This is a genomic window from Rhodococcus sp. 11-3 (assembly GCF_023704055.1).
Lineage (GTDB): Bacteria > Actinomycetota > Actinomycetes > Mycobacteriales > Mycobacteriaceae > Rhodococcus > Rhodococcus aetherivorans.
Genome location: NZ_CP080406.1, coordinates 245,925 through 265,985 on the forward strand (window position 1 = coordinate 245,925; position 20,061 = coordinate 265,985).

22 protein-coding genes are annotated in these 20,061 nt (G+C 69.6%); 14 read left to right on the top strand and 8 right to left on the bottom strand.

Annotated elements, in window-relative coordinates:
• The first annotated feature begins 11 nt into the window (after positions 1-11).
• The 5 genes from KZJ41_RS01140 (at position 12) to KZJ41_RS01160 (ending at position 4,891) form a co-directional block, all read left to right on the top strand.
• Positions 12-833, top strand: a complete 822-nt coding sequence (locus KZJ41_RS01140) for a class II glutamine amidotransferase (protein ID WP_043798319.1) — start codon at positions 12-14, stop codon at positions 831-833.
• A 181-nt stretch (positions 834-1,014) separates the two neighbouring features.
• On the top strand, positions 1,015-1,632 hold the full coding sequence (locus KZJ41_RS01145; RefSeq protein ID WP_029546965.1) for a hypothetical protein: 618 nt from the start codon (positions 1,015-1,017) through the stop codon (positions 1,630-1,632).
• A gap of 124 nt (positions 1,633-1,756) precedes the next feature.
• Positions 1,757-1,981, top strand: a complete 225-nt coding sequence (locus KZJ41_RS01150) for a hypothetical protein (protein WP_006940443.1) — start codon at positions 1,757-1,759, stop codon at positions 1,979-1,981.
• 127 nt (positions 1,982-2,108) lie between these two features.
• Positions 2,109-3,536 (top strand): hypothetical protein, encoded by a 1,428-nt coding sequence (locus KZJ41_RS01155; RefSeq protein WP_043798321.1) that lies wholly within the window; start codon positions 2,109-2,111, stop codon positions 3,534-3,536.
• Positions 3,533-4,891 carry a diacylglycerol kinase family protein gene (locus KZJ41_RS01160; RefSeq protein WP_044476161.1) on the top strand — a complete coding sequence of 453 codons (1,359 nt, stop codon included), beginning with the start codon at positions 3,533-3,535 and terminating at the stop codon, positions 4,889-4,891. The genes KZJ41_RS01155 and KZJ41_RS01160 overlap by 4 nt, the downstream gene beginning before the upstream one ends.
• Here the strand turns inward: KZJ41_RS01160 and KZJ41_RS01165 are convergent.
• The 3 genes from KZJ41_RS01165 to KZJ41_RS01175 form a co-directional block, all read right to left on the bottom strand.
• Positions 4,855-6,513 (bottom strand): MFS transporter, encoded by a 1,659-nt coding sequence (locus KZJ41_RS01165; protein ID WP_006940435.1) that lies wholly within the window; start codon positions 6,511-6,513, stop codon positions 4,855-4,857. The genes KZJ41_RS01160 and KZJ41_RS01165 overlap by 37 nt on opposite strands.
• Before the next feature lie 16 nt (positions 6,514-6,529).
• Positions 6,530-7,351, bottom strand: coding sequence for a class II glutamine amidotransferase (locus tag KZJ41_RS01170; RefSeq protein ID WP_006940434.1), 822 nt, complete (start codon positions 7,349-7,351; stop codon positions 6,530-6,532).
• A 198-nt stretch (positions 7,352-7,549) separates the two neighbouring features.
• Positions 7,550-8,434 (bottom strand): slipin family protein, encoded by an 885-nt coding sequence (locus KZJ41_RS01175; RefSeq protein ID WP_006940433.1) that lies wholly within the window; start codon positions 8,432-8,434, stop codon positions 7,550-7,552.
• Positions 8,435-8,641: 207 nt separating this feature from the next.
• Here KZJ41_RS01175 and KZJ41_RS01180 point away from each other — a divergent pair, with 207 nt between their 5' ends.
• Together KZJ41_RS01180 and KZJ41_RS01185 are read left to right on the top strand one after the other, a co-directional pair.
• Positions 8,642-8,986: a glutaredoxin domain-containing protein gene (locus tag KZJ41_RS01180; protein ID WP_065923210.1), complete on the top strand. Its 345-nt coding sequence runs from the start codon at positions 8,642-8,644 to the stop codon at positions 8,984-8,986.
• A 39-nt stretch (positions 8,987-9,025) separates the two neighbouring features.
• A complete protein-coding gene (locus KZJ41_RS01185) occupies positions 9,026-9,658 on the top strand; it encodes a bifunctional 2-polyprenyl-6-hydroxyphenol methylase/3-demethylubiquinol 3-O-methyltransferase UbiG (protein WP_065923209.1) in 633 nt (210 codons plus the stop codon).
• Positions 9,659-9,700: 42 nt separating this feature from the next.
• On the opposite strand, the gene KZJ41_RS01190 is transcribed toward KZJ41_RS01185, so the two are convergent.
• A complete protein-coding gene (locus tag KZJ41_RS01190; protein WP_006940428.1) occupies positions 9,701-10,003 on the bottom strand; it encodes a metal-sensitive transcriptional regulator in 303 nt (100 codons plus the stop codon).
• 128 nt (positions 10,004-10,131) lie between these two features.
• Between KZJ41_RS01190 and KZJ41_RS01195 the strand changes: the two genes are divergently transcribed.
• The gene (locus KZJ41_RS01195; protein ID WP_006942079.1) at positions 10,132-11,511 is read left to right on the top strand and encodes a rhodanese-like domain-containing protein; all 1,380 of its coding nucleotides are present in this window, start codon (positions 10,132-10,134) and stop codon (positions 11,509-11,511) included.
• Between the two features lie 154 nt (positions 11,512-11,665).
• Positions 11,666-12,436: a thioesterase family protein gene (locus KZJ41_RS01200; protein WP_065923208.1), complete on the top strand. Its 771-nt coding sequence runs from the start codon at positions 11,666-11,668 to the stop codon at positions 12,434-12,436.
• 36 nt (positions 12,437-12,472) lie between these two features.
• Here KZJ41_RS01200 and KZJ41_RS01205 read toward each other — a convergent pair whose 3' ends face one another.
• Together KZJ41_RS01205 and KZJ41_RS01210 are read right to left on the bottom strand one after the other, a co-directional pair.
• Positions 12,473-14,890 carry an ATP-binding cassette domain-containing protein gene (locus tag KZJ41_RS01205; protein WP_373566492.1) on the bottom strand — a complete coding sequence of 806 codons (2,418 nt, stop codon included), beginning with the start codon at positions 14,888-14,890 and terminating at the stop codon, positions 12,473-12,475.
• A 56-nt stretch (positions 14,891-14,946) separates the two neighbouring features.
• Positions 14,947-15,396: a helix-turn-helix transcriptional regulator gene (locus tag KZJ41_RS01210; protein WP_029546973.1), complete on the bottom strand. Its 450-nt coding sequence runs from the start codon at positions 15,394-15,396 to the stop codon at positions 14,947-14,949.
• 119 nt (positions 15,397-15,515) lie between these two features.
• Here KZJ41_RS01210 and KZJ41_RS01215 point away from each other — a divergent pair, with 119 nt between their 5' ends.
• The 4 genes from KZJ41_RS01215 to KZJ41_RS01230 all read left to right on the top strand — a co-directional run bounded on the left by KZJ41_RS01215 (position 15,516) and on the right by KZJ41_RS01230 (position 17,778).
• Complete coding sequence (locus KZJ41_RS01215) at positions 15,516-15,926, top strand: VOC family protein (RefSeq protein ID WP_050034359.1); 411 nt, start codon at positions 15,516-15,518, stop codon at positions 15,924-15,926.
• Between the two features lie 139 nt (positions 15,927-16,065).
• Entirely contained in the window at positions 16,066-16,587 is a 522-nt protein-coding gene (locus KZJ41_RS01220; RefSeq protein WP_065923207.1) for a helix-turn-helix transcriptional regulator, read from the top strand.
• Positions 16,588-16,592: 5 nt separating this feature from the next.
• Positions 16,593-17,261 (top strand): glyoxalase, encoded by a 669-nt coding sequence (locus KZJ41_RS01225; protein WP_065923572.1) that lies wholly within the window; start codon positions 16,593-16,595, stop codon positions 17,259-17,261.
• A 34-nt stretch (positions 17,262-17,295) separates the two neighbouring features.
• Positions 17,296-17,778, top strand: a complete 483-nt coding sequence (locus KZJ41_RS01230; RefSeq protein ID WP_065923206.1) for an iron chaperone — start codon at positions 17,296-17,298, stop codon at positions 17,776-17,778.
• 70 nt (positions 17,779-17,848) lie between these two features.
• On the opposite strand, the gene KZJ41_RS01235 is transcribed toward KZJ41_RS01230, so the two are convergent.
• Positions 17,849-18,766 (bottom strand): cation diffusion facilitator family transporter, encoded by a 918-nt coding sequence (locus tag KZJ41_RS01235; RefSeq protein WP_065923205.1) that lies wholly within the window; start codon positions 18,764-18,766, stop codon positions 17,849-17,851.
• A 120-nt stretch (positions 18,767-18,886) separates the two neighbouring features.
• Positions 18,887-19,204, bottom strand: coding sequence for an integration host factor, actinobacterial type (gene mihF / locus KZJ41_RS01240; protein WP_006944561.1), 318 nt, complete (start codon positions 19,202-19,204; stop codon positions 18,887-18,889).
• A 202-nt stretch (positions 19,205-19,406) separates the two neighbouring features.
• Here mihF and KZJ41_RS01245 point away from each other — a divergent pair, with 202 nt between their 5' ends.
• Positions 19,407-20,036, top strand: a complete 630-nt coding sequence (locus KZJ41_RS01245; protein WP_029546979.1) for a TetR/AcrR family transcriptional regulator — start codon at positions 19,407-19,409, stop codon at positions 20,034-20,036.
• Positions 20,037-20,061 lie beyond the last annotated feature (25 nt).

Sequence of the window (20,061 nt, forward strand, 5' to 3'; positions counted from 1 at the left end):
TGTGCAGATGGATGGCATATTCCGGCGACCCGATCCTTGCCGAGGATCTGCTGTTCCGCCCGCAGCACTCGCTGATCGATCAGAGCCTGCATTCGCGCCTCGGAGCCACCACCACCAACGGTGACGGTTTCGGCATCGGATGGTACGGGAGAGGGCCGGAGCCGGCGGTGTTCAAGAGCATCGATCCGGCCTGGAACGACCGGAACCTGCGCGAGCTCGCCGCTCAGGTGGAGACACCGCTGCTGTTCGCACACGTGCGGGCCTCGACCGGGACGCACGTCCAGCGCAGCAACTGCCATCCCTTCCGGCACGGGCGCTGGTTGTGGATGCACAACGGGGTCCTCAACGGGTTCCGGGAGATCAAACGCGAGCTCGTGCTGGCGGTGGATCCGGCGCTCTACCCCGACATCGAGGGCTCGACCGACTCCGAGATGCTGTTCTATCTCGCGCTGACGTTCGGTCTCACCGAGGACCCGTTCACTGCCGTCGCCCGGGCTGTCGGATACGTGGAGAAGATCGCGCACGCCCATGCGATCGAGCATCCCGTGCAGATGACCGTGGCGACCACGGACGGAGAGTCGATGTGGGTGTTCCGTTATTCCAGCGAAGGCAAGAGCCGATCGCTGTTCTTCTCCACCAAGCTCGCCAGGCTCCTCGAGCTGCATCCCGAGGTGGAGGTGCTGCACCAGCTCGGTGCCGAGACCCGCTTCATCGTCTCCGAACCGCTGCGCGATCTGCCGGACGCATGGAACGAAGTACCCGAGTCCTCCGCGGGCGTGGTCCGGCCCGGCGAGGACGAGATCCGGCCGTTCCGGCCGCTCGCACCGGTGTAGGCCCGGCGGAGCAGAGCCTCTGCGTCGGGGTAGGCGGGACCGGGTGCAGACCGTGCCGGGAGACAGGGGACTCCAACAGGTCCCCGTCCCTGATCAACCGAATCGAGCGATGACCTTGTGCCCTACGCCACAGGCCCTCGCCGGCGGAACACTGTAGTCAAGTAACTGCAGGAGTTTCGAGATGAACGCAGAGCAGCCCCTGGCCCTCCGGTTATGGCGCCGCGCTCCGTGGAGCGGCAACCCGCTGATGCGACGATCCGAGCGAGTCGAATCCGCACTCGTTCTGGTCGTCGCGATGTTCGTGCTCGTCATGGTGCCCCTCGCCGCCGCGTACGGGACGGCGACCTACGCGCGGGTCGGCCAGCTTGCGCTGGAGGAACGCCTGGAACGCCACCAGGTGACGGCGATCCTCCTCGAGGAGCCGGGACCGACGGGCACCGGTTCGATGACGGACACTGCGACCCGGGGTCCGGGGGACCCGGACCGAGCGACCGCGCGGTGGACGACCGGGACCGACGAAACGCGCACGGGGAAGGTGGAGACGCCCTTCGGCGCGAAGCCGGGCGAGACGATCGACATCTGGATCGATTCGACCGGTGATCCCGTCGCCGCGCCCAGGACCGGCTCGGACGGCGTCGTGGCCGGTGTCAGTGCCGCACTCACGGTGTGGGGGGTGGGCTCCGGCATCGCCCTGCTGCTCCTCTACGGAGTTCATCGTGTCGGCGTGCGGCGGAGGCTGTCGGCATTGGATCGCGAATGGAACGAAACCGGACGGAGCCCGGGATGGACGTTGGGTTGACCGCCCCCGGGTCTGCGGGCCGGGGGTCTGCAGGCCGGTCAGCAGCGCACACGGCGATGCTCGGCAGCGCGGAGAGGATTCCTCGATCCGGTCGCAGCACAAGAAGATACGCGGGGAGGCCGAGATGAGCGACTGGGTCTGCCGGTTGGTGGTGTCGACGGAATCCGGCGACAGTCCGGCTCAGCTGCATATGGTGCTCCGCGACGATCTCACGGACGCGGAGGTGCTCGCCCGTGTCCTCGGCCTGGTTCACGAGTTCTATGGTCCCGGCGTGCAGGTCGACGACCTGAAGCCCGAGTCCTGGGCGCAGACCCGAACTGCGTCCCCGGTCCGTTCACCCGGCGGATGAGGGAAAAGGAGGCATACAGCAAGACATTTCACACAGTCACATCGAACTGCATCTCGGACTCGTGCCGCCGGAGGGCACGCTTCGTCCGTGCTGCCGTGCCTCTGTCACCGAGTGGAAAGAGAAGACGATGGACAGCGACATTTCGCGCAGCGGCACGGGCACCGCTCCGCTCGACACCGCCGAGCGGGCCGAGCTGGAGCGGTTGCGGGCCGAGGTGGCCGCACTGCGGGCACGGACAGAGGCCGCGCCCGAGGCCCCGCCGCCACCCCCGCCCGTATCGCGTCCGCCGCGGCACGCGCTGCGCTGGACTGCGGTGGCGATTCTGACGGTGCTGGTCGCACTGCTGGCGATCGCGTCGGTGACGGCGCGGTTCGTGCGCAGCGAGATCCTCGACACGGACCGGTACGTCACCACGGTGGCCCCGCTCGGTTCCGATCCCGCGGTGCAGACCGAGATCGCGGGCACGGTCACCGACGAGATCTTCGCGCGGGTCGATGTCGAAGGCCTCACGTCCGACGCGCTGACCGCCCTGACCGATGCCGTTCCGGCGACCGCGGACGCGCCGCGCGTGGACCGGGCGGTGGAGGGGCTCGCGCCGGTGATCGCCGGGCAGGCACGCAACTTCGTGTACGAGACGGTGCTGTCGCTGGTGCAGACCGACCAGTTCGAGGATCTGTGGATCCAGGCCAACCGTGCAGCGCACACCGGGCTGGTGGCAGTCGTCACCGGTGAGGGCGGCCCGTCCTCGGTAACGGTGGACGAGAGCGGCACGGTCAGCATCTCCCTCGGCACGATCATCGACAACGTCAAGGCCCGCCTGCTGGACCGGGGATTCTCCTTCGCCGAGAAGATCCCGGACATCGACAAGCAGTTCGTGCTGTTCCAGTCGCCGGAGCTGATCAGGGCGCAACGGGCGGTCAGCGCTCTGGACACGGCGTCGGATGTGCTGCCGTGGCTGACGATCGCCGCCGCGGTGGCCGCGGTGGCCGTGGCTCCGCCCGGGCGTCGCCGTCGTGCCCTGGCGTTCGTCGGGACGGCACTGCTCGTGGGGATGCTGATCCTCGCGATCGCGCTGATCGTCGCCCGATCCCTCTATCTCGGCGACATTCCCCCGGACGTGCTGTCCCCGGACGCCGCCTCGGCGATCGCCGACACGATGCTGGTGCCGCTGCGGACCGCACTGCGGGCGGTGGCGATCCTCGGCCTGGTGATCGCGGTCGGGGCGTACCTGACCGGGGGATCAGCCTCCGCGACCGCCGTCCGTCGCGGATTCGGGCGAGGCATGGACGCGGTGCAGCGGTCCCGTAAGCCGCGGCCACCGAACCAGGTGGAAGCCGGGGCCTACCGGGCCCGGACGGCGTTGCGGCTGGCGATCATCGGCATCGCCGCCGTGATGCTGATGTTCTGGCGGTACCCGACCGGTCTCGTGGTCGTGTGGATCGTTCTCGGTGCCCTGCTGGCGTTGCTCGCGCTCGAGGTGCTGATCCGGCCGGCACGAACCTGGGAGCAACCGACGGAGATCGTGCCCGACGCGGACTCGAAGACCGGGACGTGAGCCCGGTGGACGCCGTTCCCGGCGACGAGGTGCCGGTCTCCCGCCGATGGTGGGCGCGTGCGGCGTTCGCCGCCGTCCTCGGCGCTGCCGCCGTTCCGGTGATCGTCGCGGGCCTGCGCGGCGCCCTCGCACTCCTGGCGGTGAGCGTGACGGTGGCAGCGGTGACGGTCGCGGCTCTCTACTGGTTCCTCGCGAGCCGGGGGCTGCTGCGCGCGCTGTCACTGGGTCTCGCAGTGGTCGCCCCCCTCGCGCTGCCCGTGCTGTTCGTGCGGGAGCGCGTGCTCTGGGTCGCGTTGGTGTCGGTCGCGCTGGTGCTGCTCGCCTTGGCGTGCGCGCGGGCGGCCCTGCGCCGTGACACAGAGCAGGGGATGCCCGAGTACCCCGCCGCGCCGGTCCACCGCCCGTTCCTGGTGATGAACCCCCGTTCGGGGGGCGGCAAGGTCGTGAAGTTCGATCTGCAACGCAAGGCCGAGGAACTCGGTGCCGAGGTAGCCCTGCTCGCGGGACCGGGGCCCGTCGACGTCGAGGCCCTGGCCCGGCAGGCGGTGGAGCGGGGCGCCGACCTGCTCGGTGTCGCCGGGGGCGACGGGACACAGGCCCTGGTGGCGGCGATCGCGGCCGAGCACGGGCTGCCGTTCCTGGTGATCAGCGCCGGCACACGGAACCACTTCGCGCTGGATCTGGGACTGGACCGGGAGGACCCGGCCGCAGGCCTGGACGCTCTGCGGGACGGGGTGGAACTGCGCATCGATCTCGGCAGGATCGGGGGACGGGTGTTCGTCAACAACGCCTCGTTCGGCGTCTACGCCGACGTGGTGCAGAGCCCGGAATACCGGGACGACAAGGCCGGGACGGCCCTGCGGATGATGCCCGACCTGCTCGCTCGCGACAGCGCCACCCGGCTGAGGGCCCGCATCGACGGCGACACGACGGTGGAAGGCGCGCAGGCCGTCCTGGTGAGCAACGACCCGTACGCGACCGACGACCTCGCGGGGCTGGGACGACGGCCCCGGCTGGATCGCGGGGTGCTCGGGGTGGTGACGATCTCGGTAGCCGGCGCGGGGCAGGCGGTCGACCTGCTGCGCCGCACGCACAGCCGGGGGCTGGTTCAGCGCGCGGCCACCGAGGTGATCGTCGACGCGGAGGCGCCGGAAATACCGGTCGGCGTGGACGGGGAAGCGCTGATGTTGCCCACGCCTGTGCGCTGCACCGTCGAGCCGCAGGCGCTGCGGGTGCGGGTGCCCCGGCGCCGTCCGGGAACCCTGGTCTCGGCACCCACCTGGGACTGGGTGCGGCTCCGGGACCTGGCCTGGCGGCCTCAGCGCTCGTCGTCGGTCTCGTCGGGCCTGCGCTGACCCTCGCCGGGCCGTGCGCCCACCGGCCGGCGCGGTAGCGATCCGGTGCCGAACAGTGCGGCGACGGTGATCAGTGCCGTGACGGCGAAGGCCACCTGCAGGGCCTCGAGCCGCGCGTCCGAGTTGACCTCGACGATCGCATCCGCGGTGGCCTCGTCCACCCCGGCCTCGTCCAGGGCACCCTCCAACTGGGTGTCGGACAGGAACGGCACCCCGGCAGCCATGTCCGTGGTGGCCTGCTGTTGCACCGATTCCGGCACGGCCGGGTTGTTCTCGATGCCGGCGATGACGGAGGTGGTCAGGGTGGCGATCAGGATGGAGCCGATCAGGGCGGTCCCCAGTGACGCGCCGAGATTGGTCGCCGTGTTCTGCAGACCGCCGACCTCGGCGCTCTGCGAGTCCGGCACCGCGGACACCGTGACCGCACCGAGCTGGGAGGCCAGCGCGCCCAGTCCGAGACCCATCAGCAGCATCGGGATCGACACGACCGCCGCATTTGCGCCGGGATCCATCCCACCCACGAGGATGAGGATGCCGACGACCATGATCCCGAGGCCGATCCGGACGATGCGCCGGGGATTCGCCTGGGGTCGCAGCTTGGGGATGCCGACGGCCGCCAGGACCAGAGCGATCGACAGCGGAAGGATCCGCACACCCGTCTCGAGCGCACTGAGTTCGAGGACCACGGACAGGAACAGGGGGACGGAGAAGAACACCCCGGCCTGAATGAGGAATTGGGCGAAGAACATGCTCAGACCGCCGGTGAGCTGGCTGTTCCTCAGCAGCGCGGGGTCGACCAGCGGTTCGCCGCCCGTCTTCGCCAGGTACGTCTCCCGCCGCAGGAACAGGTAGAGCACGAAGAGTCCACCCAGCAGCAACCAGATGACGGGAGACAGACCCAGGATCGCCGGTCCGCCGGGTTTGGTTTGGATCCAGCCCCATTCGCTCGAGCGCAGCACGCCGTAGACGAACATTCCCAGGCCGGCGACCGACAGGAGCGAGCCGACGAGGTCGAGCCGGATCCGCTGCGGTGGAATGTCTTCCACGCGACGCAGCGCGAGCAGGATCAGGACGACGATGACGACCTCGCCGAAGAAGACGTAGCGCCAGGACGCGAACGTGGTCACCGCCCCACCGAGCAACGGCCCCACCGCGACTGCCGCGGCACCCGCCGCGGCCACCAATCCGTAGGCGGCGGGGCGGCGTTCGGCGGGGAAGTTCGCCGCGACCAGGGAAACGATCGCGGGCATGATCAGGGCGGCGCCGATGCCCTCGAGCAGGGACCAGCCGATGAGGAGGACGGTGAGATTCGGCGCGATCCCGGTGACGAACGACCCGGCGCCGTAGATGATCAGGCCGAGCCCGAACGCGCGGCGCCGCCCGAGGATGGTGCCGATCTTGCCGCCGGTGATCATCAAGCTGGCCATCACCAGGGTGTAGAGGGTGATGGCGGTCTGGATGCCGGTGATGGTGGTGCCCACGTCCGCGGCCACTGTCGCCATCGACACGTTCATCACGGAGCTGTCGAGCGTCATCAGGAACTGCCCCGCAGCCAGTACTGCGAGCACCAGTGCGGAACCCGAGGCCACCGCCGGACCCTTCGGCGAACTGTCAAGACTCATGCATCGACCTCTCGCGTCAGACGGGCTCGAGCGGCCGGAACGGCCGGATGTCGTTGCCCGCGGGGCCGACCACGGCGGCGGAGGACTCGGGCATCTCATTCCATGCGCCCGGCAGATCGCGGAGCGGTTCGGACACGACGAACCGGGCGTCGATGCCCAGACGATGGAACATCTCCACCTCGGGGTGCAGCTCGCGGAGCTTGGCAACCTCGGTGGAGTAGAACAGCGACCGGGTCCGGCCCTCGCTGGAGTAGCGGAACACCCAGATGGTGTCGCCGGCCGTGGTGGCCACGGTCATCTGCACGGGATCGTCGATCCCGCGGTGGCGGGCGACTTTCTCGACCATCCCGATCGCACGGCCGACCGCGGTGAACGGATCGTCCCGGAGACCGAACGTGAGAGCGAGGAAGAACAGCACCTCGGAGTCCGTGGTACCCGCGATGTCCGGGTACAGCGACGGATCCACGGCCATCATCAGTTCCCGCTTGATGTCCCGGAAGCCGAGGATCTCGCCGTTGTGCATCCACAGCCATTCCTCGTGCCGGAACGGGTGGCAATTGCTGCGCTGCACCTGCGTGCCGGTCGAGGACCGCACGTGCGCGAACAGCAGCGGGGTGCGGATCTGCCCGGCGATCTCCCGCAGGTTGTGGTTGTTCCACGCCGGATCGATGCTCTTGAACATCGCCGGTTCGGAACCTATTCCGTACCAGCCGATTCCGAATCCGTCACCGTTGGTGGTGGTGGCTCCGAGATGGGAGTGCAGGCTCTGGTCGATGAGTGAATGCTCGGGCTTGAACAGCAGATCCTCCACGAGGATCGGCTCGCCCGAGTAGGCCATCCATCTGCACACCCGACCATTGAAGCACCCGGGTGTCGCCCCCCGGGCCGGAAAGAAGGCAGTGGGCTCACCTGCGGTCACTGCATGCCGGTCCGCCGGAGATCGAGAATCACGCCCGTGGTGGCATCGTCGTCGACCGCAATGCCGCGGCTGCCACCGGGGACGATCACCGCTCCACCGTCGAGTCCCGTCCTGGCCCTACCCTCCTCGCGCCGGCGCGGTGGGGGTCGTCGCGACGGATGCCGACGTGCCGTTGCCGACGAGGCCGGAGGTGGGCGCCACCGGTGTGCGCTGGGCGGCCGCTGCCGCTGCCGCGGTGGCTTCGTGTTCGAGGAAGGTCTTCAGTTCGCCGATGGCACTCATCATGGGGGCCGGGAACACCACGGTGGTGTTCTTTTCGACCCCCAGCTCCACCAGGGTCTGCAGGTTGCGCAGTTGCAGGGCCAGGGGGTGGGCCATCATCGTGTCGGAGGCGTCTCCGAGCGCGGCGGCCGCCATCGACTCACCTTCCGCCGCGATGATCTTGGCGCGCTTCTCCCGTTCGGCCTCGGCCTGGCGGGCCATGGCGCGTTTCATGCTGTCGGGAAGCTGGATGTCCTTCAACTCCACCAGGGTCACCTCCACGCCCCATTCGAGGGTGGACACGTCGAGGAATTCTCGAATGTGGACGTTGATGACGTCGGTCTCCGACAACGCCTCGTCGAGGGTGTGGCGGCCGACCACCCTGCGCAGCGTGGTCTGGGCGATCTGGTCGATCGCAGCGGCGACGTTCTCGATCGCGACGACCGACTTCACGGCGTCGATGACACGGAAATAGGCGACTGCGGAGATGTCCACGCTGACGTTGTCGCGCGTGATGATCCCCTGGGACTGGATCGGCATCGTGACGATCCGCAACGACACCTTCGTGAGGCGGTCGACGATCGGGATGATCAGATGCAGGCCGGGTTCCTTCACCCCGAGCAGCCGGCCGAACCGGAAGAGCACGCCCTTCTCGTACTGGGTGACGACGTGCACCGACTGCGACAACACGAACATCACCACGACGAGGAGCACCGCGGCGAGGATGATCCAGGTGGTCACGACGTTCCTCCCATCCCGCAGCAGGTCGCGGTTGCCTTCACCGTGCGCTCGTGGACCGCGGCCGGGAAGGGTCGAAAGTCACCGCCGGGGCGGATCGGCGAGTTCGAGACCTTCCGAGCCGCGTCCGTACGAGACCGCGCGCAACACCGGAGGAAACATACCCCCTCCGGTATATTGGTCGGGACGTGCTGTGAGAGGAGCGAGGAGATGGCATCGGCGGACTTCGTCGACGGGATCGAAGTGCTGTGGCGACCCGGGTGCCCGTTCTGTTCGCGGCTGCGCCGGGCCCTGCGCCGACGCGGCATCGACACCCGCGAGATCGACATCTGGCAGGACCGCGCGGCCGCGGCGCGGGTCCGTGCGGTCACCGGCGGCGACGAGACCGTGCCGACCGTCTTCGTGGGACGGGTCGCCCTGGTCAATCCCGGGGTGCGCGAGATCGAGGCCGCGATCGAGCGGGAACTCCCCGAGCGAGCCGGCGAACTGCTCCCGGTGCCGGTGTCTCGTCCCCGGAAGCTGTTGTCCCGCATCGGCTTCCCGCTCCGCGGCTGACGCGCCCGACCACCCGTACCGACGACCGAAGGAGTCGCAGTGCCGGAAAACCAACTCGACGAAGAACTCTGGGACGAGCGCTACCGTTCCCGTCCCGCGCTCTGGAGCGGTGAGCCGAACCGTCACCTCGTGGGGGAGGCGGCCGAACTCGAGCCCGGCCTCGCCCTCGACGTCGGCTGCGGCGAGGGCGCGGACGCCATCTGGCTCGCGCGGCGCGGCTGGCGGGTCGACGGCGTGGACGTGTCCGGCGTCGCCCTGCGGCGCGCCGCCGAGCACGCGGATCGGGCCGGCGCCGAGATCGCCGGGCGCATCACGTGGCTGCACGAGAACCTCACCGCGTGGGATCCCGGCCGGGGGCGGTACGACCTGGTCTCCGCGCAGTACATGCACCTGCCGCCACCGGAACGCGACGTCCTCATTCGAGGGCTCGCGGAGGCGGTCGCTCCCGGCGGCACCCTCCTGATCGTCGGGCATCACCCCTCCGACCTGCAGACCACCGTGCCGCGCCCGCCGCGGCGCGAGCTGTTCTTCACGGGAGCGGACGTCGTGGCGCTGCTCGATCCCGACGGCTGGGACGTCGTCACCGAGGCCGCCGTCGCGCGGTCGGTCACCGACCCGGACGGACGCGCCGTCACCGTGCACGACACGGTGGTCAGGGCCCGACGGCGCTGATCGCGCCACCACGTCGCGAACGTCGTCGTCGGGCGGTCTCCCTCAGGCCAGGGCGAGGAAGAGGCGCTCGAGCTGTTCCTCGGTGAGCCGGTCCGGGCACGTGTCGTCCTCCTCGTCGAGCATGCACCGACGAAGCTGCGCGGCAACGATCTTGAACCCGGCGCGGTCGAGCGCCCGGGAGACGGCGGCGAGCTGGGTCACCACGTCCCGGCACTCGCGGCCGGATTCGAGCATGGCGATCACGCCGGCGAGCTGCCCCTGCGCGCGGCGCAGCCGGTGCAGCACCTGCGTATCGGCTTCGGGGGTGACGGCGGTCCTGGGGACGGGGTCGACGGGAGTGTTCATCGCTGTGCTTCCTGCGGTAGGGGACGAGGTTCGAAGAGATACCCCATGGGGTACTTGACATACCCTAGGGGGTATGTGGCAGGGTTGTCCATATCGAGGACGAAATCGACCCATACGGAGGAACCACGATGATTCTCGAGCAGTACTACATCGAGTGCCTGTCGCACGCGTCGTACCTGATCGGTGACGAGGGCACCGGCCGGGCGGTGGTGGTCGATCCGCGCCGCGATGTCACCGAGTACCTCGACGACGCCGCGCGGCACGGGCTGCGCATCGAGGGTGTGATCAACACGCATTTCCACGCGGATTTCGTCTCCGGGCATCTGGAGCTGCTCGAGGCGACCGGGGCGTGGATCGGGTTCGGGGAGGCCGCCGAGGCGGACTACCCGATCCGGCGGCTGCGCGACGGCGAGCACCTGTCCCTCGGGGAGGTGGACCTCGAGATCCTGGCCACCCCGGGGCACACCTGGGAGTCGATCTCGGTGCTGGTGCGCGAGCATCCGGGGGCGACCCCGGCCGCGGTGCTGACCGGGGACTCGTTGTTCATCGGTGATGTGGGCCGCCCGGACCTGGTGAATCTGGGGGATTCGTCGACCGAGGATCTGGCGCGGGCGATGTACCACACGGTGCACGAGAAGCTGCTGACCCTGCCCGATGCGGTCACGGTGCTGCCCGCGCACGGTGCCGGCTCGTCGTGCGGGAAGAACCTGTCGACGGAGCTGACCTCGACGATCGGGGAGCAGCGGGTGAGCAATCCGTCGGTGCAGCCGATGAGCGAGGAGGCGTTCGTGGCGTTGGTCACCGAGGGGCAGCCGGCCGCGCCGGCCTACTTCTCGGTCGATGCCGGGTTGAACAAGAGCGTGCATCCGCTGCTCGATCGGGGGCGCACCATCCCGGAGCTGAGCCCGGCGCGGGTGCGGGCGGAGCTGGCCGCCGGGACCCGGGTGCTCGATGCGCGCGGTGTGGACGACTTCGCGGCGGGGCATCTGCGCGGGTCGGTCAACGTCGGGTTCGACGGCCGGTTCGCCGAGACCGGCGGGATGGTCGCCGAGGTGGGGGAGAAGATCGTGTTGATCACCTATCCGGGGGAGGAGCAGGACGCGGCGGTGCGGCTGGCCCGGATCGGGTCGGACAACGCGGCCGGTTACCTCACCGTCGATCACGACGGGGTGTTCCCGGCGGAGCTGGCGGATCTGGTGCAGACCGCGCCGCGGACCACCGTCGCGCAGCTCGACGAGTTGCTCGCCGCCGATGCGGTGACGCTGGTCGACATCCGCAATCCCGGTGAACGCGAGTTCGGGGTGATTCCGGGGGCGGTGCCGATCCCGTTGGCGCAGCTGCGGACCCGGCTCGGGCAGGTGCCGACCGGCAAGCCGATCGTGGTGCACTGCGCCGGTGGGTGGCGTTCGAGTGTGGCCGCGTCGCTGCTGCGGGCGCAGGGCTTCGACAACGTCTCGGACCTGCTCGGCGGTTACAACGCCTGGGCCGAGGCCCACGTCCCCGCCTGATCCCGCACCGTCCGAAATACGCGGCAGCCCGCCCCCTGGCCGACCAGGGGGCGGGCTGCCGTCGCTCTGCGCCGCACCCGTCCGGTCCGAAGAGGGTTGTGATCGACTGGGATCATGCCCGGATGAGTCACCGACCCCGCGCAAGGAGCAGCAGATGACCTACTTCGAACGGATCGGTCCGGCCGCGTTCCAGCCGACCCACCACGTCAGCGGTGCCTGGAACCCGCAGGAGCAGCACATCGCGCCCGCACTGGGTCTGCTGGTCCACGCCGTGGAATGCGACCGTGACGCACGCCGCGACGACGGACTGGTCGTCGGCCGCCTGTCCTACGACATCCTCGGCACCGTCCCGGTCGACACGGTCGAGACCACCGTCACCGTCCTGCGTCCCGGGCGCACCATCGAGCTTGTCGAGGCCGTCCTCGCCCACGACGGTCGCGCCGTCGTACGGCTGCGGGCCTGGCTCATGCAATCCCGCCCCACCCCCGCGCTGGAGGCGACGTCGCTGCCGCGGATCGACCCGCCCGACGCCATGGCTCCCTGGGACGCCTCGACGGTGTGGCCGGGCGGGTTCATCGCCTCCACCGAGATCCGCCGCATCCAGCTCGAGCCCGGCCGGGCGGCGTACTGGGTGCGCACGCCGCTGCCCCTCGTGCTCGACGAGAAGGTCAGCGCGCTGGCCGGTGCCGCGGGACTGTTCGACATCGCCAACGGCATGACCGTGCGCGTGTCCCCGAAAGACGTCGCCTTCCCCAACGTCGACCTCACCGCCCACCTGTTCACCGAACCCCGGGGCGACTGGCTCGGCTTCGACACCACCGTCTCGTTCGGTCCCGACGGCCTGGGGCTGACCAGCAGCGTCCTCCACGACACGCACGGCCCCGTCGGCACCGTGTCCCAGATCCTCACCGTCCGCCCCAACTGACGGCGAGGGCTGTCGCACCCGTGGGGCGAACTCGCCTCACGGTGTCCGCGACGGGCCCGGCCGGGCGCCGACATAGGCCGCGAGGTGCTCGCCGGTGAGGGTGGAGCGGGTGGTGACGAGGTCGGCGGGTGTGCCCTCGAAGACGATCCGGCCACCGTCGTGGCCGGCGCCGGGGCCGAGGTCGATGATCCAGTCGGCGTGCGCCATGACCGCCTGGTGGTGCTCGATGACGATGACGGACTTGCCGGAGTCGACGAGCCTGTCGAGCAGGCCGAGCAGTTGCTCGACGTCGGCGAGGTGGAGGCCGGTTGTCGGTTCGTCGAGGACGTAGACGCCGCCCTTCTCGGCCATCCGGGTGGCCAGCTTGAGTCGCTGCCGCTCACCGCCGGACAACGTGGTGAGCGGCTGGCCGAGGGTGACGTAGCCGAGCCCGACGTCGGCGAGCCGCTGCAGAATCTTGTGGGCCGCCGGGATCCGCGCCTCGCCGGCGCCGAAGAACTCCTCGGCCTCGGCCACCGGCATCGCGAGCACGTCGGCGATGCTCCGGCCGCCGAACGTGTACTCCAGCACCTCGGCCTGGAACCGCCTCCCCTCGCAGTCCTCGCAGGTGGATTCGACGGTGGCCATGACGCCCAGGTCGGTGTAGATGACTCCGGCGCCGTTGCAGGCGGGGCACGCGCCCTCGGAGTTGGCGCTGAACAACGCCGGCTTCACGCCGTTGGTCTTCGCGAACGCCTTCCGGATCGGGTCGAGCAGTCCGGTGTACGTCGCCGGGTTGCTCCGCCGCGAGCCCTTGATCGCCCCCTGGTCGACCGACACCACTCCGTCGCGCCCGGACACCGAACCGTCGATCAGCGAGCTCTTGCCCGAGCCCGCCACCCCGGTGAGGACGACCAGCACGCCGAGCGGAATGTCCACGTCGACGTCCTGCAGGTTGTGGGTGCCGGCGCCGCGCACTTCCAGCACACCCGACGGTGTCCGCACCGAGGGCTTCACCGACGCCCGGTCGTCCAGGTGCCGCCCGGTGAGCGTGCCACTGGCACGCAGCCCCTCGACGGTGCCCTCGAACACCACCTCGCCGCCCTCGGTGCCGGCGCGCGGTCCGAGGTCGACGACGTGGTCGGCGATCGCGATCGCCTCCGGCTTGTGCTCGACGACGAGCACCGTGTTGCCCTTGTCGCGCAGCTGCAGCAGCAGGTCGTTCATACGCGCGATGTCGTGCGGGTGCAGGCCGATGGTGGGTTCGTCGAACACGTACGTGACGTCGGTGAGCGAGGAACCGAGGTGGCGGATCATCTTGGTGCGCTGTGCCTCTCCTCCGGAGAGGGTGCCCGCCGGCCGGTCGAGTGAGAGGTACCCCAACCCGATCTCGGCGAACGAGTCGAGAAGGTGTTGCAGCCCGGTGAGCAGCGGGGCCACCGACGGTTCGTCGAGGCTCCGGACCCAGACGGCCAGGTCGCTGATCTGCATCGAGCAGACGTCGGCGATGTTCTTTCCCTTGATCTTCGACGACCGGGCCTCCTTGCCGAGCCGGGTGCCGTCGCACTCGGGGCAGGTGGAGAAGGTCACGGCCCGTTCCACGAACGCCCGGATATGCGGCTGCAGTGCGTCGACGTCCTTGGACAGCATCGACTTCTGGATCTTCGGGATCAGCCCCTCGTACGTCAGGTTGATCCCTTCGACCTTGATCTTGGTCGGCTCCTTGTACAGCAGGTCGTGCAGTTCCTTCCTGGTGTACTTGCGGATCGGTTTGTCCGGGTCGAAGAAGCCGCAGCCCCGGTAGATCCGGCCGTACCAGCCGTCCATGCTGTAACCGGGGATCGTGAGCGCACCCTCGTTGAGCGACAGACCGTCGTCGTACAACGCGGACAGGTCGAAGTCGGTGACCGCGCCCATCCCCTCACAGCGCGGACACATGCCGCCGAGCCGGGTGAAGGTCGCCCTCTCGGTCTTCGTCTTGCCGGCGCCGCGTTCGACCGTGATCGCACCGCTGGCCTTCACCGAGGGGACGTTGAACGAGTACGCGTTGGGCGAGCCGATGTGCGGCTGCCCCAGCCGGCTGAAGAGGATGCGCAGCATCGCGTTTGCGTCGGTGGCGGTGCCGACGGTGGAGCGGGGGTTCGAGCCCATCCGCTCCTGGTCGACGATGATCGCGGTCGTCAATCCTTCGAGGACGTCGACCTCGGGCCGCGCCAGCGTCGGCATGAAACCCTGCACGAAGGCGCTGTAGGTCTCGTTGATCATCCGCTGCGACTCCGCGGCGATCGTGCCGAACACCAGAGAGCTCTTGCCCGAACCGGAGACGCCGGTGAACACCGTCAGCCGGCGCTTCGGGATCTCGACGCTGATGTCCTTGAGGTTGTTCACGCGCGCACCGTGCACGCGGATCAGATCGTGACTGTCGGCAATGTGCGGCGCAGACGACCGCGTGTCCGTCCTCGTGGCCATGCTCATGGTGTCTCCATCTGCCGGGAAGGGAAAGCTCGAGTCAATGGTGACGTCCATGGCGGTCAGGCTAGGTGCGGCTCGGTGACTCCCGCTTCTCGATTCCTGATCGGTCTGGTCACCGTCTTCGCGACGCACGACGGCATCCCCGCCGCCGTGCGCGCGGCCTGACGCCGATAGACGCTGGGGGGCACACCGACCAATTCGGTGAAGCGAGTGCTGAAGGTCCCCAGCGACGCGCAGCCGACCGCGAAACACACCTCGGTGACGCTGAGATCGCCGCGACGCAACAGCGCCATCGCGCGTTCGATGCGCCGCGTCATCAGGTACGCGTACGGCGACTCCCCGTACGCGGCCCGGAACTGGCGGCTGAGGTGCCCGGCCGACATGTGCACGCCACGGGCGAGCGCCTCGACGTCCAGCGGCTGCGCGTACTCCCGATCGATCCGGTCACGGACGCGGCGCAGCCGCGCGAGGTCACGCAGGTGCTGCGCGTCAGCGGGTCTGCTGGTCACCCACGCGATCGTGCCACGTCGCAGCGGAGTTGCCCAGCGCTGCCGGCCGCCCCCCACGAGGCCGGATCGATCAGGAATCGAGAAGCGCGGGACACGGAGCCGCTCCTAACCTGCTCGTCATGGATATCACCATTCACACGAGCTTCCTGCCGCACGACGACCCGGACGCGTCGCTCGCCTTCTACCGCGACGTCCTCGGCTTCGAGGTCCGCAGCGACGTGGGGCAGGGCAGGATGCGCTGGATCACGGTCGGCCCGGCCGGTCAGCCCGACACGTCCCTCCTCCTGGCGCCGCCGGCCGCCGACCCGGGCATCACCGACGACGAGCGCCGCACTATCTCGGAGATGATGGCGAAGGGCACCTACGGCTGGATCCTGCTGGCCACCCGGGACCTCGACGCCACATTCGAAAAGGTGCAGGCCGGCGACACCGAGGTCGTCCAGGAGCCGACCGAACAGCCGTACGGCATCCGCGACTGCGCCTTCCGCGACCCCGCGGGCAACATGGTCCGCATCCAGGAACTTCGCTGAGACGTACGGGCGTCGATGCGGCCGTGCCGGCCGGCACGGCGACCACCGGCAACAAGGGCGGCAGCGCACCGTCGCAGAGGTGCCCGCCCTGCCGACGGCCCACCAGGGCCGCGCGGAAGACGGAGAGGGGAGTGCTCTCATGTGTCGGCCCGAATGGCGGCGTGCACGCGCCGACGCGCAGCGCCGGACCGATCTCGCGCGGCTGCGCCGCGTCCGTGACCGGATCGATCGGGAGTACGCGCAGCCGCTGGACGTCGAGGCGCTCGCCCGTGGCGTGCACATGTCGGCCGGGCACCTCAGCCGCCAGTTCCGGGCCGCGTACGGGGAGTCGCCGTACGCGTACCTGATGACGCGGCGCATCGAACGCGCGATGGCGCTGTTGCGTCGCGGCGATCTCAGCGTCACCGAGGTGTGTTTCGCGGTCGGCTGCGCGTCGCTGGGCACCTTCACCACCCGCTTCACCGAGCTGGTCGGCATGCCGCCCGGCGTCTTCCGGCGCCGGGCGGCGGATGTTGCGTCCGGCCATGACGATGCTGCGGGTACGGCCCGCGATGCGGGCTCTGCGGTCATGACGGGCGGGATGCCGGCGTGTGTGGCGAAGCAGGTGGCACGACCGGTCAGGAATCGAGAAGCCCCGGCCTGCAAGCAGTCCCTAGCGTGATGGTCATGACAACCACCGCATCCGACACGTCCATCGCATCTGTCACCCTCGAGGTGGCCGACCCCGAGACCGCCCACCGCTTCTACACCGCCTTCGGCGTGGACACGTACCTACGCCTGCGGGCATCCGAGTCGCACTCCACCGGATTCCGTGGCTTCACCCTGGCGCTCACGGTGTCCCGGCCGGCCACCGTCGACAGCTTCCTCGGCGCCGCCGTGGACGCCGGCGCCACGGTGCTCAGACCCGCCGCGAAGTCGCTCTGGGGCTACGGCGGAGTCGTCCAGGCCCCGGACGGGACGATCTGGAAGGTCGCGACCTCGGCGAAGAAGGACACCGGCCCGGCCACCTCTGAGATCGACGAGATCGTCCTGCTGCTCGGTGTGGAGGACGTGAAGGCCAGCAAGCAGTTCTACGTCGGCCGGGGCCTGACCGTGGCCAAGAGCTTCGGCGGCAAGTATGCCCAGTTCACTGCCGGCGAGTCCAGCCCCGTCAAGCTGGCGCTGTACAAGCGTCGCGGCCTGGCCAAGGACCTCGGCGTCCCCGCCGACGGCACCGGCTCGCACCGCATCGTCCTCGGCAGCACGGCCGGCCCCTTCATCGACCCGGACGGATTCGCCTGGGAGGCTGCCACATCGCTCACCCCCGCGCCGCCCGCGGTGCCTGCACAGTCCTGACCTGCCTCATCCCTGTTGTGAGAGGAAACCTGCCATGCAGCAAGCGAAGTCGTCCACCGAGAACTCCGGCGCGAGCGCCGAGCAGTACCACGGATTCACCGCCGAGGAGCGGGCCGCGATGAAGGAGCACGCGCAGGAGCAGAAGAAGGCGGCGGCGCGGCGCGGTTCGCGGGCGGAGAAGGAGGCGGCAGCGGAGCGGGACGTGCTCGCGAAGATCGCCGAGATGCCGGAAGCGGACCGGGTCCTCGCCGAGCGGATCCACGACATCATCAAGACCGCCGCTCCGGACCTCGCGCCGAAGCTCTGGTACGGGATGCCCGCGTACGCCAGAAACGGCAAGGTCCTCTGCCACTTCCAGAGCGCGCAGAAGTTCGGGTCGAGGTATGCCACGCTCGGCTTCAGCGACGAGGCGGCGCTCGACGACGGCGCCATGTGGCCGATCGCCTACGCCCTGAAGGAGCTGACCGCAGCCCAAGAACAGCGCATCAGCGCGCTCGTGAGGAAGGCCGTGGGCTGAGGCCGTCGGTGCCGGCGTTGCCTTGAACCCGATCGAGCCGAGCCGACGACCGTGACGAGGCGGACCGAGGTCAGGCGTTGCCGGGCCCGGTGGTGGCCGGTTCCACGTGGATGAAGGTCTCGGTGTGCGGCAGCACCGCGTCGATGGCCGCCTCGATGCGGTCGGCCATGTCGTGGGCGGTCCGCACGGTCCAGTCGCCCGGAACGGTCACGACGACGAACACCTGGCGTTGCCGGCCCGATTCGACGGTGCGCAGCGGCGCGAACTCGACCGGGCACTCGGCGCGGAACCGGTCCAGCACGGCGTTGACCTGGTCCTGTTCGTGCTGGGGGAGGGCGGCGCTGAGCAGGCCGCTGACCGAGCCGCGAAGCAGCCGGTATCCGGTCCACAGGATGTTGACACCCACGACGAGGGCCACGATCGGATCCAGGGGTTCCCAGCCGGTGACGGTGACCAGCACGATGCCGACGATCACTCCGGCGGAGGTCCACACGTCGGTCAACAGGTGCTTGCCGTCCGCGACGAGCGTGATCGAGCGGTGCGTGCGACCCACGCGCTGCAGGGTGATCCCGACGGCGAGGTTGATCAGGGAGGCGACGGTCATCAGGGCCAGCCCGAGCCCGGGCTGGACGAGCGGAATCGGACTGATCAGGCGTTCGATCGCGGTCCAGACGATCGCGGTGGCCGCGACGAAGATCATCGCACCCTCGACCAGGGCGGAGACGTACTCGGCCTTGCCGTGACCGAAGTGGTGGCTGGCGTCCGGGGGCCGGGCCGCCACCCGCAGTGCGATCAGCGCCACCACTGCGGCGACGAGGTTGACCCCGGATTCGAGGGCGTCGGAGAGGAACCCGACCGAGCCGGTTGCCCACGCGGCGCTCGCCTTGAGGACGATGGTGACCACGGCGGCGGCCAGCGAGAGCAGCATGAAGCGGAACAGCAGCCGATCCTGCCGCTGCCGCGATTCGGGCGTCGACGTCGTCCCCATCCGGCTCCTCCCGGTCCGTCGGTCTCCTCGGTCGCGGAGCGCGCGGTCGGCGCAGAACGCGCCCGGGCAGGTGTTCCCACTTCGGGGCGCGGGAACACCTGCGTCGGGTCGGACGGTGCGTCAGGCGGCCGTCGTGGCGTCGAGCAGCGCCTGACGCTGGTTGGCGCCGAGGCCTCCGATGCGGCGGGTGTCCGGGATCGACAGCTGCTCGAGGAGCTTGGCGGCCTTGACCGCGCCGACGCCGGGCAGCGCCTTGATCAGGGCCGAGACCTTCGTCTTCTTCACGACCTCGTCGGTCTCCGCCTTGTCGAGCACGGCCGAGACGTCGAGCTCTCCGGCCTTGACGGCGGCGAGCAGCTCGCTGCGGGCCTTGCGCACTTCGGCGGCCTTGGCGAGTGCGGCGGTGCGCTGTTCGTCGGTGAGAACGGGTGCTGGCATGACGGCCCCCTGTGTTGTCCGATGGTGAGCGGCCCCGGGCGAGGCTGCCGCGGCTGATGCTGCCAGGTCGGACCGACAATTCGTCGTTCCGGCACGCGGGGACGGCAGATCCGCGGGGTTCGCGGTGCGGATCCGGCCGATCCCGGCCCGTGCCCTGCGACTACGCTGTCACCGGTTCACGACCGGCGGGACGGAGTTGACGATGTGCGCGGCGAAGGCGGCTACGGTCGGGACCGGCAACGGCCGGCAGGCGATCCTCGACTCGGCGATGCGGAACATGAACGAGCGCGGGTACCACGGCACCTCGATGCGCGACATCGCCCGGGACGCCGACATCACCGTCGCCTCGATCTACCACCACTTCAAGTCCAAGCAGGAGATCCTGCAGGACATCATGACCCGGGCGCTGCACGATGCGATCGCCATGACCCGCGGGGCGTTGCTGCGGGCGGGGGGTTCGCCGGACGCGCAGCTGCAGGCGCTGGTGCGCGCGTGGGTCATGTTCCACACCACCCGGCAGCTCGATGCGCTGGTCGGTGCGACGGAGCTGCGCAGCCTGAACGAGGCCGGTCGCCGGCTCGTCGTCGCGCTGCGTGACGAACAGGAGGGTCTGTTCCGCGACGTCGTCGAGCGGGGCGTCGAGGAGGGGGCCTTCGAGGTGGAGTTCCCGCGCGATGCGGTGCGCGGAATCATCAACATGGGCCAGTCGGTGTGCGCCTGGTGGCGGTCCGACGGGCCGCTGCGGCCGGAGGAGCTCGCGGACCGCTACGCGGATCTGGCCCTGGCGATGGTGCAGCACCGTCCCCGTCACGGCGGCCTCTCGGTTTCCTAACGATTGATCGGCTGCCGCCTCTTCG